The organism is Phyllobacterium chamaecytisi (assembly GCF_020164455.1).
GTDB lineage: Bacteria > Pseudomonadota > Alphaproteobacteria > Rhizobiales > Rhizobiaceae > Phyllobacterium > Phyllobacterium chamaecytisi.
This window is the reverse complement of record NZ_JAIQWW010000005.1, coordinates 199063-214872: the sequence shown is the minus strand read 5'-3', so window position 1 is coordinate 214872 and position 15810 is coordinate 199063. Positions and strand designations below refer to the sequence as shown.

The window sequence follows — 15810 nt, the reverse complement described above, 5'->3', positions numbered from 1 at the left end:
GTCTATCAAGGCCTAGTGTAGGCGTGGATTGAATGAAATGAAACAGAACCATGTTTTTGGCGATACGATTTTCGCCCTCTCCAGCGGCAGGCTTCCCTCCGGCGTAGCTGTTATACGCCTTTCCGGACCGCAGACTCGATTCGTTATCGAAACAATATCCGGCGGCCTTCCCGAGCCGAGGATTGCTGCCTTGCGATCTTTCAGGGATTCAGAGAACAGTCCCATCGATCGTGGACTGGCACTGTTCTTTCCCGCGCCGGCGAGCTTTACCGGCGAAGATTGCGCTGAACTCCATCTTCATGGGGGCAAGGCCGTTGTGGACGCTATGATTACTGCGTTGTACAAATTTGAAGGTTGCCGGTTGGCGGAGGCGGGAGAGTTTACCCGCCGAGCTTTTGCCAATGGCAAATTCGACCTGACGGTGGCTGAGGGCCTCGCCGACTTGATTGCGGCGGAGACCGACGGCCAACGCAAGCTTGCGCTACAGATATCTTCGGGGGCCCAAGCAACTCTCTATGCCTCCTGGCGCACTGAACTGATACGTGCGCGCGCTCTGATCGAAGCCGAGCTCGATTTTGCTGATGAATCGGATGTCCCGGGATCGGTCTCCGATCAGGTCTGGCAGTCGATGCGCGGTTTGGCCGATCGCGTGGGTAAGCATGTTGCAGATGGAAAACGTGGTGCGATGGTCCGCGACGGTTTTCGCGTGGTTATCGTCGGGGCGCCGAATGCGGGCAAATCCAGCCTTCTTAATGCGCTGGCAGGTCGCGATGTTGCCATAGTATCTGACGAGCCTGGAACGACGCGGGACCTGATCGAGATCAAACTCGATCTGAACGGACTTCCTGTGCTGGTCACCGATACGGCCGGCTTGCGCGAAACCGAGGGAAAGGTCGAGAGAATCGGGATCGACCGCGCTCGAGAACAGGCGTCCGTAGCGGATCTGGTAATTACGTTAACCGATCTATCAAACCCGGTAGCGCCCGCGCTGGACGATGTTGCAGATAGCGTAACACTCCGTCTTGGCACGAAATCCGATCTCGCGTCGCCTTCGGCGGCTGCCAAATATGATCTGGTTATCTCCACCCGAACCGGGGAAGGACTGGATGATTTGTTGGAGGCGCTCACCAAACGGGCAGCTCTTGCTGCGGGTAATCTCTCTGACCCATTGCCCACACGTCGCCGGCACATGGAACTTCTGACGGAAACCATCCGGGAGGTCACGGCTGCGGTTTACGACGAAGCGGCGCCCCTGGAAGTTCGGGCCGAATACTTGCGTCGCGCCTCACATTCGTTGGGCAGGATAACCGGGGATGTGGACGTCGAAGATATACTGGATGTTGTCTTCTCGCAATTTTGCATCGGCAAATGATTCACGTGAAACACGCCCGGCGTGGATAAAGTTTCTGGTGGGTTAAGGTGTCGGCAACGCTTCTGAAGTCCCGGCCTCCACGTTAGTGCCAGCGTTGGTAGGCGATTCCGAGGACTGAATCCCGGCGTTTATCGCTGCAGCCCACCCAATTCGCTCATGTGAGCTTGGCGAACCACGCACAGCAGCAATGCCATCCGGCAAATCAGCACCCTTGAAGCGTCCCGATCGAACCTTCAGACAAAAATATCATGGCTACTTATCCAAGGGTTCCCCTGCCGGTACTACGATTGGCGTGTGCTGGACGAGCACTCTAAGGGGGAGGCGACGCATGGAATATCGCAAATGGTATTCCCGGTGCCGAGGCCTCCCAAGCGGAACGGACGGGATCAAAAGACGCCGGACGGGCGGTCTTCGGATCGCATTTTATTCTACCAAGACGCGCTTCGACGACCGCCCGTCTTCCCAGCATGCAGGCAATGGCCAGACGCAAAAGCGGGCGTGGCAAGGGGGAAGCTTGGATAAATGATAGGTCAAATTGTTTCACGTGAAACACGCCGTAGTCACTCATACTTGACTCCCGGTGCGGTTTTGCCCATCAAGGCACAGATTCGAATCTTTGAAAGTTCTGGCACGTGGAAGACGTTTTTGATGTCATCATTATTGGTGGTGGTCATGCCGGCTGTGAAGCAGCGGCAGCCTCTGCGCGCTTTGGCGCAAGGACGGCGCTGATCACACATCGTGCTGACACGATCGGAGTGATGTCGTGCAATCCGGCCATTGGGGGATTGGGCAAGGGTCACCTCGTCCGCGAGATCGATGCACTTGATGGACTGATGGGTCGTGTAGCCGACGCCGCGGGTATCCAGTTTCGCTTGCTGAATAGGCGAAAGGGTCCTGCAGTCCGCGGGCCGCGCACCCAGGCGGACCGCAAGCTCTATCGCGTAGCCATGCAACAGGCAATTGCCGAGCAAGCCAACTTAACTGTGGTTGAGGGCGGTGCCAGTGATCTTGCTATTGAAAATGACAGGGTTATTGGAGTCCAATTGATGGATGGGCGCGTGCTATCCTGCGCGTCAGCGGTTCTAACGACGGGAACATTTCTGCGTGGTCTCATCCATATTGGGGAAAAGCAGATCCCGGCGGGACGTATCGGTGAAGCCCCTGCCCTTGGCCTCTCAGACACCTTGGCAAAACATGAGTTTGCGCTCGGACGATTGAAGACTGGCACGCCGCCACGGCTCGACGGGCGTTCGATCGATTGGCAGAACCTGGACATGCAATCCGCTGATGCGGATCCCTTGCCGTTTTCGCTGATGACGGATTCGATCCGTAACCCGCAGATTGATTGCGGAATCACGCGAACGACGCCGGAAACACATGCAATCATTCGAGCGAACTTGCATCTATCGGCCATGTATTCTGGCTCCATTGAAGGTGTCGGTCCGCGTTACTGTCCGTCCGTTGAGGATAAGATCGTAAAGTTTGGGGATCGGGACGGACACCAGATATTTCTTGAGCCGGAAGGTCTCGACGACAACACCGTTTATCCCAACGGCATCTCGACCTCGCTGCCGGAGAATGTTCAGCTCGATCTCTTGAAGACCATACCGGGTTTGGAACATGCTGTTATGTTGCAGCCAGGCTACGCCATCGAGTATGATTTTGTCGATCCGCGCGAACTCGATCGCAGCTTGCAAACACGCCGTATTTCGGGCCTGTTCATGGCGGGCCAGATCAACGGAACCACAGGTTATGAGGAAGCCGCTGCACAGGGTCTGCTTGCCGGTCTCAATGCGGCTCGTCTCGCCGCCGGTTCCGCTCCTGTCATTATTCAGCGGACGGAAGCCTATATTGGCGTCATGGTGGACGATCTTACGTCCCGCGGCGTAAGCGAGCCATACCGCATGTTTACATCGCGGGCGGAATTCCGATTGTCGCTTCGGGCAGACAATGCTGATGAACGTTTGACTCCGATGGCTGAACGGCTTGGCATTCTCGGCACGGCACGCAAGGAACGCTTTGCTGGCCGGACGCGTGATCTCGATGCAGCGCGCGAACTCGCAAAGGGCTTGACGATCACTCCCAATGCGGCAGCGCGGGCGGATCTCCATTTGAACCAGGATGGCATCCGGCGCTCGGCCTATGACCTGTTGGCGTTCCCCGACATCGACTTCGCGCGTCTCAAGCAAATTTGGCCGGAGCTTCGTGAGATCGATGGTCCCATTGCTGATGCGCTGGAGATTGAAGCACAGTATGCCGTCTATCTTGACCGGCAGAAAGCCGACGTGGCGGCTATGGAGCGCGAAGAGTCCTTGCTGATTCCGCAGTCGATTGATTTCTCCGCAACACCTGGCCTATCGAATGAGCTAAAGCAAAAGTTGAAGCAGCGGCAGCCACGCTCGATTGCTGAAGCGCAGCGCATTGATGGCATGACCCCCGCGGCCTTGGCGCTTATCATCACGCAAATACGCCGGACCGTTACGCGTGATGTAGCGTGATTCCAGGTCGGGAAAAACGTCTACAAGAGGTATTATCCAATGTTTCACGTGAAACAGTGGATGACCTTCTCGGTTTTGAAGAGTTGTTCCGCAAGTGGTCGAGAACTATCAATCTGGCATCGCCGTCAACACTCGATCAGCTATGGGAACGGCATATCGTGGACAGCGCTCAACTTTTCGATATGGCGCCAAATGCCCTGAAATGGCTGGATCTTGGTTCTGGCGGTGGGTTTCCCGGTATTGTCCTGGCAATTCTTCTGAAACAACGATCCGGGGGCAGTATCGACCTGGTCGAAAGCAATGGCAAGAAGGCTGCTTTCTTGCGCACAGCGATTGGCCAGTTCTCGGCCCCTGGGACCGTCCATGCTATGCGAATCGATGCCACATGGGCCAAAATAGCTGCCCCGGAGATCATAACTGCCCGCGCGCTTGCCTCGTTGAGCCGCTTATTTACGCTTGCGGAGCCTTGGTTGACACGGGGTGCGGTAGCACTTTTTCAAAAAGGACGGGATTACCGCAGGGAAATCGAGGAAAGCCGTGACGCATGGTCGTTTCATCTGGTAGAACGTGAAAGTGCCGTCGACAAAGATTCTGTAGTCCTGCAAATCAGCAATTTGAGACGGACTGACACGAACCAATAGAATTTGCATTCGCTTGATCGGCCCCGATCAACGTTTTGCTCAGGAAGCCAAGCGATGAACAGCCAGACTCGCATCATTACTATAGCCAATCAAAAGGGCGGAGTGGGTAAAACCACAACCGCCATCAATCTGGCCACGGCACTGGCGGCTATTGGCGAGACTGTGCTGATTGTCGATCTTGATCCCCAAGGCAATGCAAGCACCGGTCTTGGAATCGATCGAAAGAGCCGAACGATATCGTCCTACGATGTCCTGATGCAGGCCGCTTCCGTCGAGGAGGCCGCCGTGCCGACGGCGGTGCCAAATTTGTCGCTAATTCCGTCTACGCTGGACCTTCTTGGCGTCGAGATGGAGATTTCGAACGCGCCCGACCGCGCTACACGGCTGCGCAAGGCGTTTCGTGGCAATGTGAAAGTGTCTCCCTTCACCTACATCTTGATCGATTGCCCTCCGTCTCTCAATCTGTTGACAATGAACGCGATGGCTGCGGCCGATTCGGTTCTGGTTCCACTGCAGTGCGAATTCTTCGCGCTAGAAGGATTGAGCCAGCTCCTGGAGACGGTCAATCAGGTCAGAACGGCGCTCAATCCGAATCTGACGATCCAGGGGATCGTGCTCACCATGTTCGATGGGCGTAACAATCTCGCGACGCAGGTTGTGGATGATGTGCGATCCTTCATGGGCGACAAGGTTTACCGGACAGTCATACCGCGCAATGTTCGGGTCTCAGAGGCGCCGTCATACGGAATCCCAGCGATTTTATATGATCTGAAATGTGCGGGCAGCCAGGCTTATCTTCAGCTCGCATCTGAGGTTATTCAAAGAGAGCGCCATTTGCGTGCAGCGTGATGATCGATTCGAATACGAAACATTTATGAGAGCCCCATTACAATGAATGAAGACCTGTCAAAAAAACGTTTGGGCCGCGGTCTGGCAGCCCTGATAGGCGAGATGGACCGTGTGCCTGATGAAGCGAGCCCACAGTCTGTGGCGAATCTGGACCGCCAAGTCCCTATCGAGTTCATAACACGAAATCCTCGCAACCCACGCCGCCAATTTACAGAAGGTGATCTCGAAGATCTGACACAGTCGATTCGGGAGCATGGCATTGTCCAACCCGTGGTTGTTCGTCCGGCAAAGGACTCCGCTGGCCATTACGAATTGATCGCGGGTGAACGCCGCTGGCGTGCGGCCCAGCGCGCCGGGCTTGCGACAGTCCCGGTCATTATCCGCGAAGTTGATGATCGCGTCGCCCTTGAACTCGCAATTATCGAAAACGTGCAGCGCGCCGACCTCAATCCCATCGAAGAAGGTATGGGATATCAACAGCTTATCGATGATCACGAGTATACCCAAGCCGATCTGGCACAGGTGATCGGCAAGAGCCGTAGTCACGTTGCCAATACGTTGCGGCTGCTCAAACTGCCTGATTCCGTGCGCGACATGATTACAAACGGTTCGTTGTCGGCCGGCCATGCCCGTACCCTCATCACTACGGAAGATCCAGCTGCGCTTGCCGAAAAAATCGTCAAGGGTGGCTTGTCAGTACGCCAGGCTGAAGCGCTTGCGCAGGATGGTGGCAAGCCGTCAGCTGTCAAGCGGAAAGCCGAGCCCGGGGAGGGCAAAGACGCGGATACCAAGGCCTTGGAGAAGCTGCTTTCAGATGTCATGGGAATGCGAGTATCGGTCAATCACGTGAACAATGGTGGCGATGTCCGCATCCATTATACGACGCTGGAGCAGCTCGATGAGATCTGCCAGCGCCTTCAAAATCGTGCGAAGTGGGGCGGTCTCGCCTGACGAAATTTTTTCAACGGCTGTTGCGCGCTCCACGCGCTGCCTCGGCCGCGAGGGCAATCATGGATTGCCGGATGATCGGGACGGCCAGCGCTGCGTTGCGCCGGCTCTCAAGGACCGTTCGTTGCAACCGCTCGATAGCACGCGCGCATGATTGCGTCGTCCAATACCGAAGAGCAGTTTCTACAAGTTTTTTCCGTGCGAAGAAAATCGGAGGTCTGGCAGCCGTAACGGCGAGACTCGCATTTTTTTCTTCGTTTTCCATGCCGTAACGTAACGTTTGTAACGACTGAAACTGGCGGATTGCAGCGCTGAGGACAAGAAAACTTGATGAACCGGTCCCGATGACGCGATCAAATGCGTGAGTGAAATCGATGATGTTGCCAACCAACATCGCATCGACAATTGTCTCATAGGAGACGGCGCTGACGTCCCCGATGATCTCGCGCACATCGTCAATAGAGATGCGCTCTTTGCCGTATGCGTAAAGGCAGATTTTGTCGAGCTCGGCTCGTGTGGCGAGACGATCTCCGCCAAGGCTTTCCTTGAGAAGATTGCGGGCATCCAGCGCGATCTGCAGCCGATTCTTCGTCAGAACATCGTCAATAGTGCCATCGATTCCACGTGCATCGTCGCTATAGCAGGGAAGGGCCATAGCGCTGGAGCTCTGCTCGACGATGCCACGCAAGCCAGCACCTTTCTTCAGGTCCCCGGCCTCGACCAGGATAAACGTATCAGTGGGCGGGCTTTTGGCGAGGAAGCCAAGGGCGTCCGCCAACCCTTTCTGGCCTGCCGCGCTGCGCACCCAAATCAAACGCTCGCCGCCAAACATGGAAATCGTGTTTGCCTCGTCAGAAAGCCTGCCTGGCTCGGCATTGATATCGTCAGCATCAAGTCGAATGACTGCAAAGGGATCGTCTTTCGCAAGGCCGGTGAGCTTGATGAAGAGGTCGGCTCGTTCACTCACGAGGCCCTTGTCCGGTCCGTAAAGCAGAACGATCGGGTAGGCGCGATCCAGCCTTTTCAGGAAAGAATCAACTTCGTGCGCTTTCTTTTGTGCCATGGCCCATGGGTTTACCCATTTCAGCAGGGATTGCAATTGCAACGTGGCCCGTGAGCGTCGACTGTTATGCACCCAAACAGCAAAAAGGCCCGGTGAAACCGCAGCCTTTGCTGCTGGCGGGGCACATATAGCTACCCGCCAGCTACACGTCGGGAGGACCACTCCCGACTGCCAACATGACATCTAAGTTGATTTAGTCTGGGAGCCCGGGTTAACGGAGATGTTTAATGCGACTAACCAATTCTGGGAGATCCGAAGGGTCGCTAAGGCGATGGATCATACGATGGCAGTTTGCACAAAGCACTGCAAAATCATCGGCGACGTTGTAGTCAACGGCACTACCTTCATCTAGACTTGAGATCGGGCGAAGGTGATGTGCTTCAATGAAGTTTACACCAAGCGCCCCATAAATATCTTGAAAATCAAATCCACACGCTTGGCATATGTACCCATGATGGGCCTTTGCGACGGTAGCAGCCTTGGGGTTTCGCTCAATAGCATAATGCATGCGGTATTTTCGCTGCTCCGTGATGGCAATGGGAAGAGCCCTTTGTCCACCTAGATTTTGCTGCATCTCGCCCATGCTCATTCCACCTCGGAATACAAGCGCGCGGTAGGCATCCATTGCCGTTCTCAAATCTCGGATCAGAGTGGCTTCATCAGGAAGATTCTGAACAGTATATGTTATACCGAGAGCGTGACCAGCAACGTAATCGGCCGGAAGTCGACGGTCAGTTTCTAAGTCGATTTCAATATCCGGTAGAGCTGGGATAAAATCACGTATCCTTCGCCGCACAAATGAAGCGCGCTCTCTCAACACATCTCGCGCTGCCGATTTGAATTCTTCGCGCACATTTGTGGTGCCCTGATTTAAGCTTAGATGAACTTTAGCACCAGATGCGCTAAAGAGATAAACTAAATAATACCCACCGGTCGCTCCACTCGAAGCAGAGGGTTCAAAATACGCGATCCACGGAACTTCGGCCCAATTTCCCGCACCGGCGCTGCCCTGAACGATCAGCCCAATACTGGAATCGCCGACGGACTTGTTGATTTCTTGTGGCGCGGACGTTCTGATCCATTTTGCTAATAGGTGTGCTGTAAAGCTCTCACGAGTGGCAGAGGGATACTCAGAGCCGATACGCCGGAGAGTTGATCGTATGCCCATATTCGAAGTTCGCCCCGCTACAACTTTAGCGAGTAAAACAAACGAATGCATTATGTCAAATGGATCAGCGGACAATTCAGTCCAAGATGTTGCGGAGTGCGTAGCTAGGGCAAGATGCGGGTTGTTATGTGTGACCCGATGGTAACTGCTACTGCCTGAGACGTCGTATAGTCCAAACAGCAAAAAGGCCCAGGTAAACCTGAGCCTTTTGAACTTCGGACAACTGGAGCGGGAGAAGGGATTCGAACCCTCGACCCCAACCTTGGCAAGGTTGTGCTCTACCCCTGAGCTACTCCCGCATATGCCAGTTAGTCTTGCGAAGCGGGGCCTATATGGCCTAAGCGCCGGCTAATTGCAACAGGGAAATTTCGCCTTCTGCGAGATATGATGGAAATCGGTCATGAACCTTTCCCGGATGCGGCTTTCCCCTTGAGGAAGAGCCGCCGAACCACTACGAGAACACACAGTCATTTCTGAAAAGTCAGCGGAATACCGTTATGGGCAAAACATTTGATGAGTTGATGCAGTACCTTGGCGACAGGGGAATCGAGGTGTCGACGATTCGCCATGCCCCTGTGTTTACCGTAGCTGAGGCCCAAAACCTGCGTGGGCAGGTATCCGGCGCTCACACCAAGAATCTCTTTCTCAAGGACAAGAAAGACAACTACTTTCTCGTGGCGGTGGACGAGGACGCCGAGGTCGATCTCAAGACAATTCATGGCAAGATCGGCGCTTCGAGCCGTGTATCGTTTGGCAAGCCGGAAAAACTGCTGGAGTACCTTGGTCTTACACCAGGAGCCGTCAGTGTGTTTGGGTTGATCAATGACGCGGAGCACCACGTCCGTGTGGTGCTGGACGAAAAGCTCATGCAGCACGACATTGTCAATGCCCATCCTTTGACGAATGAGGCGACGACATCAATCCGGCGCGAAGACCTCCTGGCGTTCCTCAAGATGACTGGACACGAGCCTCTCATCTTGAAAATCGATGTGGCAACCCCAAACTGATAGCCGTTACATGAGTTGGCGATTACAAGAGGTTGTGGTTGAATGGAAGGGCAGATGACGGGAGAATTTCATGAGCAAAATAGATAACCCGTTCGGCAGCGGCTATGGCGCAGCCTCTGGCGCCCAGACCGTGTCCTATGGAACGCCATCTCCAAACGGAGCTGCGCCCAGCGCCGGCGACCTGATCAAGGAAACGACCACGGCAGCTTTTTCCAAAGATGTGATTGCTGAATCGAAAAGCCAGCCGGTCCTTGTGGATTTCTGGGCTCCATGGTGCGGACCATGCAAACAGCTCACGCCTATTCTCGAAAAGGCAGTTCGCGCAGCTGGCGGACGAGTCAAGCTCGTCAAGATGAATATTGACGACCATCCGGCTATCGCCGGGCAGCTTGGAATTCAGTCCATTCCCGCTGTCATCGCCTTCGCTGACGGCAAGCCGCTGGACGGCTTCATGGGAGCGCTCCCGGAATCGAAGGTGACAGAGTTCATCGATCGTATTGCTTCACCCGATGGGGGCAGGGATGCGGCCATCCAGTCGGCACTCGACGCAGCGGCTCATGCTGTAGAAGCAGGCGATGTCGAGCAGGCGGCCCAAATTTATTCTGCCATCCTTGGCGAAGTACCGGACCACGTGGCGGCGCTTGCGGGGCTGGCCAATTGTTTGATCGAGCTCGGTGATCTCGAAAAGGCCAAAGCCACCTTGGAGCAAGTGCCTGCCGCCAACAAAGACGATGCGGGTGTCCGTGCCGCCGAGGCCAAGATTGCATTGGCTGAGCAGGTGGCAAAACTTGGTGATCCGGTGGTGTTGGAGGCGCGGCTGCAGGAAAACCCCAAGGATTACGGGGCACGCTTCGACCTTGCGATGATTCTGAATGCCAAAGGCCAGCGCCACGAAGCCGCCGATCAGCTTCTTGCAATCATGAAGGCTGATCGGGCATGGAACGACGATGGCGCCCGCAAACAGCTGTTGCAGTTTTTTGACGCCTGGGGAGCGGCGGATGAAGCCTCGATCACTGCACGTCGCAAATTATCTTCCCTGCTGTTCTCTTGAGAGAAATCAGGCACAATAGCCGAAACCACGATTTTTCGGGCCGGAGTAGGCAATGCAAGCTGGAAATGTTCGTTATCGGACGTTGAATGATATTCCTGAAAACGTGCCGATCTTTCCCCTCTCGGGTGCGCTGCTGCTTCCTGGCGGGCAGCTGCCGCTCAACATTTTCGAACTGCGTTATCTAGCCATGGTGGACGCCGCGCTTAGTGGCAAGAGAATAATCGGCATGATCCAGCCGCGTTTCGATCAGGATAATGAGGATGGCGGCGACCTGTGTGAGGTTGGCTGCCTCGGCCGGATCACGTCTTTCGCTGAAACCGGCGATGGCCGTTTGCTGATAACGCTTCAGGGCATATGCCGCTTCCGGGTTATCAAGGAGCTCTCGACCCGCACTCCGTTTCGCCAATGCAAGATCGCGCCACTCCGTGCCGATCTCGACGAACCGGATGATTCAGAAGTGGACAGGCTCGCATTGCTGCGCGTATTTCGTGCGTATCTCGACGCCAACAGCCTTGAAGCGGATTGGGACGGTATCTCGCGGGCCGGCAATGAGACGCTGGTCAACGCGCTGGCCATGATGTCGCCCTTTGGTGCTGCGGAAAAACAGGCACTCCTGGAGGCCGCAGATTTAAAGACGCGAGCTGAAACGCTGATCGCTATAACCGAGATTGCGCTCGCCAAGGATCAGGACGATTATGAAGGCAGCCTCCAGTGAGATATTCCAGGAAAGAGGCATGACTGAAGAGAAACGCGAAACACTGATCGATCGCAAGTTGCTTGAGCTGCTGGTCTGCCCCTTGACCAAAGGCCCGCTCGTTTACGATCAGAAACGGTCAGAACTGATTTCCAAATCAGCACATTTAGCCTATCCGGTGAGAGACGGTATTCCGATCATGCTGCCATCGGAAGCGCGCCCAATCGAGGACTGAGTTCCACCGAGGCTTTTCATACAGGATTGTTTGCGGCATAGTCTTAGTCAGTCGTGCAACTGACTGGCTTGCGAATATGACAAAGCGCAATGACAAACGCGAAATTCTGATCGCTACGGCGGCCGGATTGTTCTGGCGACAGGGTTATGCGACGACGAGTCTGGCTGATATCGCAACGGATTCTGGCGTGCCACTTGGGAATATCTACTATTACTTCAAGAGCAAGGCCGAACTGGCGCTTGGTGTCGCCGATATCTTCGTGGCCGAGACTGAAGGTATGCTGGCGGAAATCACAGACGCCGACCAGAATCCGCGTACACGTTTAAAGCTTCTTATCGAGAAACTTGCTCACTCACTCAAAAGTCGGGTGGCGCATGGATGTCCGATTGCTCTGGGAATTCGGGACTTCAGACATGAATCGCCTGAAGCTGCGGGGCGGGCCGCCGAGACGTTCAGTTTGCTCATTGGTTTCATAGGGAGGGAGCTCGGCCGTTCCGGTATTCGCCCCTCGAGCGCCTTGGGCATAGCGCGCAATGCGGTGGCGGAATGGCAAGGTGGAATCATGCTTGCCCATGGTTTGAACGATCCGGCTGTTCTGGTCGAGAGTTTCCGGCGGATGGAACGATTATTGGTTGCAGGGCCGCCTCGCTCCTGACCGCGACAACACCACTCGCATCTGTGGGGTAAAGGCCCTATATGAAGCCAGAAAAGCTCTCCAGGAGTCATGATGGCCAGAAGTAATCAAACCGCTGACTGGACCAACCGCCTGTCACCATCGCTGGGCGAGATCGAATCATTGGCGATCGAGGCTTATGCACATCTACCTGAAACGTTCCGTGCGCTATGCGGCGACATTACAATTCAGGTATCCGAATTTCCCGACGATCAGATTATCGAGGATATGGGACTCGAATCGCCCTTCGATTTGCTTGGCCTTTTTGAAGGGACGGGTATCGGGGAGCGGTTTTCCCTGCAAACTGGCGAGCAGCCCAACCGGATCACCATCTACCGCCGTGCCGTTCTGGACTACTGGGCGGAATATGAAGAAGCACTTGGCGACATCGTGACCCACATTCTCATCCACGAAATCGGCCATCATTTCGGTCTGTCGGATGAGGATATGGAGCGCATAGAGGCAAGCGTAGAATAGTGTTTGCTCTAGTAATCGCTTAACTTGATCCCGGGTTCGTAGTCGACGCCATCGATATCCTTGACAACTGCTTGACCGCATTGCATCACGCCCGTTGCCGAATTGAACGCATAGGTGGGCGAACCATAAATGTGCCAGCCTTTGTTTATGGCTGCCGTTACCTTGTGACAGAAGCTTGCATCATCGGGACCCGTTAAAATCCGGTACAATTTCATGTGACGTTCTTTCCCTAATCTACGCCGAGATCAGCCAATGCCGTTTTCATTTTTCGCCGATAATGTCGAGTTTTGCCAGTAGCTTTTTTGCCATTTCGAGGTGCAGGCGTTCCACCATCTTGCCATTCAGCGACGTGACGCCCTTATCAAGGTTCTCCCGATTGGAGAATGCCTCAACGATCAACCTGGCCTCTGCGACTGAAGGCGCGTCGGGAAGGAAGGACGTATTGGCTGTTTCAATCTGTGATGGATGTATCAAGGACTTTCCGTCGAAACCCATCCGCACGGCCTCGGTGCATTCGGCCGCAAACCCGTCGAGGTCGGAGAAATCATTGTAAACGCCGTCGATGATATCGAGCTTTCCAGCTTTGGCACACAACAGAACTTGCATGAGCCATGGCATTAGAGCGCCGCGCCCTTTCGTGCCGGTCTCCTTCGAAATATCATTGGTCCCGATGACGAAGCAGTCGAGCCGCGCCGTTGAGCGCAATCCGAGCTCGGCGATTTCATCGGCATTGAGGATCCCACGCGGCGTTTCGATCATCGCCCAGAGACGAATCCCCTCGGAAGCATCGGTCTCTTCCAGAATTTCGGCAACGCTGGTGACATCTTGCGGAGTCTCCACCTTGGGGAGGAGTATAGCGTCAGGTCTGCAGGCACGAGCAGCAAGCAAATCCTCGGCGCCCCATTCGCTCGCAAGGCCGTTAATGCGGACAACGCGTTCGGCTTTGCTTTTGGGAGGAGCAAGGAAATATTCCCGCAATGCCTCGCGCGCGTCTTCCTTGACATCGGGGGCTACGGCATCCTCCAGATCGAAGATGATTGCGTCGGCATCAAGCGATGCCGCTTTGACCAGTGCCCGGTTGTTCGAGGCGGGAACATACAGCACAGATCGGCGAGGGCGGAAAGTCCGGATCATTCAGCTGTTTTGCCTTGATCAGACCGTCAAGACAAGGGCAATCACAAGGGATTGAGGACTCCGGCTCAAAGTGCCACAGGCGAAAAGCTTTGATTCAAGGTAAAGCTGGTGTAAAGCGAAACGCAAAGTCATTACCCAATATCTACAGGCAGATATCATGGACAAATTCACCGAGCTCACCGGCGTCGCAGCTCCGCTGCCGATCATCAACGTCGATACCGACATGATCATTCCGAAGGACTACCTGAAGACGATCAAGCGCACGGGTCTTGGTACCGGTCTTTTTGCCGAAATGCGTTATAATGAAGATGGTTCGGAAAACCCCGATTTTGTTCTTAACAAGCCAGCCTATCGCAAGGCGCAGATTCTCGTCGCCGGTGATAATTTCGGTTGCGGCTCGAGCCGTGAACACGCGCCATGGGCCCTTCTGGATTTTGGCATCCGCTGTGTAATTTCGACCAGTTTTGCCGACATTTTTTACAATAACTGCTTTAAGAACGGCATTTTGCCGATCCGGGTCAGCCAGGAAGATCTCGACAAGCTGATGGATGATGCGCAGCGCGGTGCGAATGCGACAATCTCCATCGATCTTGAAGAAATGACGATCAAGGGTCCCGATGGCGGCACGATCACTTTCGAACTTGATGAGTTCCGCCGGTACTGCATGCTCAATGGTCTCGACGATATCGGCCTGACCATGGAAAAGGCGACAAAGATCGACAATTTCGAAGCGGCCAATGCCGAAAAGCATCCTTGGGCCTGAAACCAGTCTCCTAATCTGAAAGCCCGGTTTTCCGGGCTTTTTTCTGCGTCTTATGTGAGGTTCTACAATGGCAGCAAAAAAGCTTCTCCTCCTTCCGGGGGATGGTATTGGCCCCGAGGCAATGGCCGAAGTCCGCAAGATCATTGCCTATATGAATGCGGAATTGAAGAGCGGCTTTGAGCTTGATGAAGGGCTGGTTGGCGGCTCCGCATACGATGCACACGGCAAGGCAGTCTCCGAGGCCGACATGGCAAAAGCCCTGGCCGCCGATGCGGTCCTGTTTGGCGCTGTTGGCGGACCAAAATGGGACAGCGTTGCCTATGATGTGCGCCCCGAGGCGGGTCTCCTGCGTTTGCGCAAGGATATGGAGCTTTTTGCCAATCTGCGGCCGGCGATTTGCTATCCGGCGCTTGCCGATTCATCGTCCTTGAAGGAGGAAATCGTCGAAGGTCTGGACATATTGATCGTCCGCGAGCTGACGGGCGGCGTCTATTTCGGCGAACCCAAGGAAATTCGCGACCTTGGCAACGGCCAGAAGCGCGGCATCGATACACAGGTCTACGACACCTATGAGATCGAGCGCATCTCCGGCGTTGCCTTTGAGCTGGCGCGGACACGCGCCAACAAGGTGACGTCGATGGAAAAGCGCAACGTCATGAAGTCGGGTGTTTTGTGGAATGAAGTGGTTACGGCTACCCACAAGGCGAAATACTCAGATGTGAAACTCGAACATATGCTGGCCGATGCCGGCGGTATGCAGCTCGTTCGCTGGCCCAAGCAGTTCGACGTCATCGTCACCGACAATCTGTTCGGCGACATGCTCTCCGATATTGCCGCAATGCTTACTGGCTCGCTCGGCATGCTGCCGTCGGCTTCACTCGGTGCGCCCGACGCCAAGACTGGCAAGCGCAGGGCGCTTTATGAGCCGGTGCACGGCTCGGCGCCGGATATTGCCGGCACAGGAGCAGCCAACCCGATCGCCATGATCGCGTCGTTCGCAATGTGTCTGCGGTACTCGTTCAATATGATCGCAGAAGCTGACAGGCTGGAGGCGGCCGTAGCCGGTGTACTTGATGATGGCCTTCGCACAGGGGATATCATGTCGGAAGGCAAGGTTAAAATCGGGACTGTGGAAATGGGTGATGCAATCCTCGCCAAATTCCGGGCTCTTGCAATGTGATACCGTAGTCTGGACAAACAAAAGCCCGGCATGAGAAATCATGCCGGGCTTTTTAGT

17 protein-coding genes and 1 tRNA gene are annotated in these 15810 nt (G+C 55.0%); 13 read left to right on the top strand and 5 right to left on the bottom strand.

The window, feature by feature from the left end; genetic code table 11:
• Nucleotides 1–37: 37 nt before the first annotated feature.
• From mnmE to LB462_RS10145, 5 genes are all read left to right on the top strand, one after another.
• Nucleotides 38–1372, top strand: a complete 1335-nt coding sequence (mnmE, locus tag LB462_RS10165) for a tRNA uridine-5-carboxymethylaminomethyl(34) synthesis GTPase MnmE (protein ID WP_224507506.1) — start codon at nucleotides 38–40, stop codon at nucleotides 1370–1372.
• 632 nt (nucleotides 1373–2004) lie between these two features.
• Entirely contained in the window at nucleotides 2005–3870 is a 1866-nt protein-coding gene (gene mnmG, locus LB462_RS10160) for a tRNA uridine-5-carboxymethylaminomethyl(34) synthesis enzyme MnmG (RefSeq protein WP_224507504.1), read from the top strand.
• On the top strand, nucleotides 3867–4511 hold the full coding sequence (rsmG, locus tag LB462_RS10155) for a 16S rRNA (guanine(527)-N(7))-methyltransferase RsmG (protein WP_224507501.1): 645 nt from the start codon (nucleotides 3867–3869) through the stop codon (nucleotides 4509–4511). The genes mnmG and rsmG overlap by 4 nt, the downstream gene beginning before the upstream one ends.
• Nucleotides 4512–4565: 54 nt before the next feature.
• The gene (locus LB462_RS10150) at nucleotides 4566–5360 is read left to right on the top strand and encodes a ParA family protein (protein WP_224507499.1); all 795 of its coding nucleotides are present in this window, start codon (nucleotides 4566–4568) and stop codon (nucleotides 5358–5360) included.
• Between the two features lie 42 nt (nucleotides 5361–5402).
• Nucleotides 5403–6311, top strand: coding sequence for a ParB/RepB/Spo0J family partition protein (locus tag LB462_RS10145; protein WP_224507496.1), 909 nt, complete (start codon nucleotides 5403–5405; stop codon nucleotides 6309–6311).
• A gap of 10 nt (nucleotides 6312–6321) precedes the next feature.
• On the opposite strand, the gene holA is transcribed toward LB462_RS10145, so the two are convergent.
• The 3 genes from holA to LB462_RS10130 form a co-directional block, all read right to left on the bottom strand.
• Nucleotides 6322–7371, bottom strand: a complete 1050-nt coding sequence (gene holA, locus LB462_RS10140; protein WP_224507495.1) for a DNA polymerase III subunit delta — start codon at nucleotides 7369–7371, stop codon at nucleotides 6322–6324.
• Between the two features lie 211 nt (nucleotides 7372–7582).
• Nucleotides 7583–8539, bottom strand: a complete 957-nt coding sequence (locus tag LB462_RS10135; protein ID WP_224507493.1) for an MrcB family domain-containing protein — start codon at nucleotides 8537–8539, stop codon at nucleotides 7583–7585.
• 224 nt (nucleotides 8540–8763) lie between these two features.
• Nucleotides 8764–8838 (bottom strand) — tRNA-Gly (locus LB462_RS10130).
• 198 nt (nucleotides 8839–9036) lie between these two features.
• Between LB462_RS10130 and LB462_RS10125 the strand changes: the two genes are divergently transcribed.
• From LB462_RS10125 to LB462_RS10100, 6 genes are all read left to right on the top strand, one after another.
• On the top strand, nucleotides 9037–9546 hold the full coding sequence (locus LB462_RS10125) for a prolyl-tRNA synthetase associated domain-containing protein (protein WP_224507491.1): 510 nt from the start codon (nucleotides 9037–9039) through the stop codon (nucleotides 9544–9546).
• A 70-nt stretch (nucleotides 9547–9616) separates the two neighbouring features.
• On the top strand, nucleotides 9617–10597 hold the full coding sequence (gene trxA, locus LB462_RS10120; protein ID WP_224507489.1) for a thioredoxin: 981 nt from the start codon (nucleotides 9617–9619) through the stop codon (nucleotides 10595–10597).
• A gap of 52 nt (nucleotides 10598–10649) precedes the next feature.
• Nucleotides 10650–11312 carry an LON peptidase substrate-binding domain-containing protein gene (locus LB462_RS10115; protein ID WP_224507487.1) on the top strand — a complete coding sequence of 221 codons (663 nt, stop codon included), beginning with the start codon at nucleotides 10650–10652 and terminating at the stop codon, nucleotides 11310–11312.
• Between the two features lie 19 nt (nucleotides 11313–11331).
• Nucleotides 11332–11526, top strand: coding sequence for a Trm112 family protein (locus LB462_RS10110; RefSeq protein WP_224507485.1), 195 nt, complete (start codon nucleotides 11332–11334; stop codon nucleotides 11524–11526).
• A 76-nt stretch (nucleotides 11527–11602) separates the two neighbouring features.
• On the top strand, nucleotides 11603–12181 hold the full coding sequence (locus tag LB462_RS10105; protein WP_224507483.1) for a TetR/AcrR family transcriptional regulator: 579 nt from the start codon (nucleotides 11603–11605) through the stop codon (nucleotides 12179–12181).
• Between the two features lie 72 nt (nucleotides 12182–12253).
• A complete protein-coding gene (locus LB462_RS10100; protein ID WP_224507714.1) occupies nucleotides 12254–12676 on the top strand; it encodes a metallopeptidase family protein in 423 nt (140 codons plus the stop codon).
• An 8-nt stretch (nucleotides 12677–12684) separates the two neighbouring features.
• Here LB462_RS10100 and LB462_RS10095 read toward each other — a convergent pair whose 3' ends face one another.
• Nucleotides 12685–12891 carry a DUF1737 domain-containing protein gene (locus LB462_RS10095; protein WP_112524959.1) on the bottom strand — a complete coding sequence of 69 codons (207 nt, stop codon included), beginning with the start codon at nucleotides 12889–12891 and terminating at the stop codon, nucleotides 12685–12687.
• A gap of 46 nt (nucleotides 12892–12937) precedes the next feature.
• On the bottom strand, nucleotides 12938–13810 hold the full coding sequence (locus LB462_RS10090; protein WP_224507481.1) for an HpcH/HpaI aldolase/citrate lyase family protein: 873 nt from the start codon (nucleotides 13808–13810) through the stop codon (nucleotides 12938–12940).
• 157 nt (nucleotides 13811–13967) lie between these two features.
• Here LB462_RS10090 and leuD point away from each other — a divergent pair, with 157 nt between their 5' ends.
• Nucleotides 13968–14573: a 3-isopropylmalate dehydratase small subunit gene (leuD, locus tag LB462_RS10085; protein ID WP_224507479.1), complete on the top strand. Its 606-nt coding sequence runs from the start codon at nucleotides 13968–13970 to the stop codon at nucleotides 14571–14573.
• 67 nt (nucleotides 14574–14640) lie between these two features.
• Complete coding sequence (gene leuB, locus LB462_RS10080; RefSeq protein ID WP_224507477.1) at nucleotides 14641–15753, top strand: 3-isopropylmalate dehydrogenase; 1113 nt, start codon at nucleotides 14641–14643, stop codon at nucleotides 15751–15753.
• The last annotated feature ends 57 nt before the right edge of the window (nucleotides 15754–15810 follow it).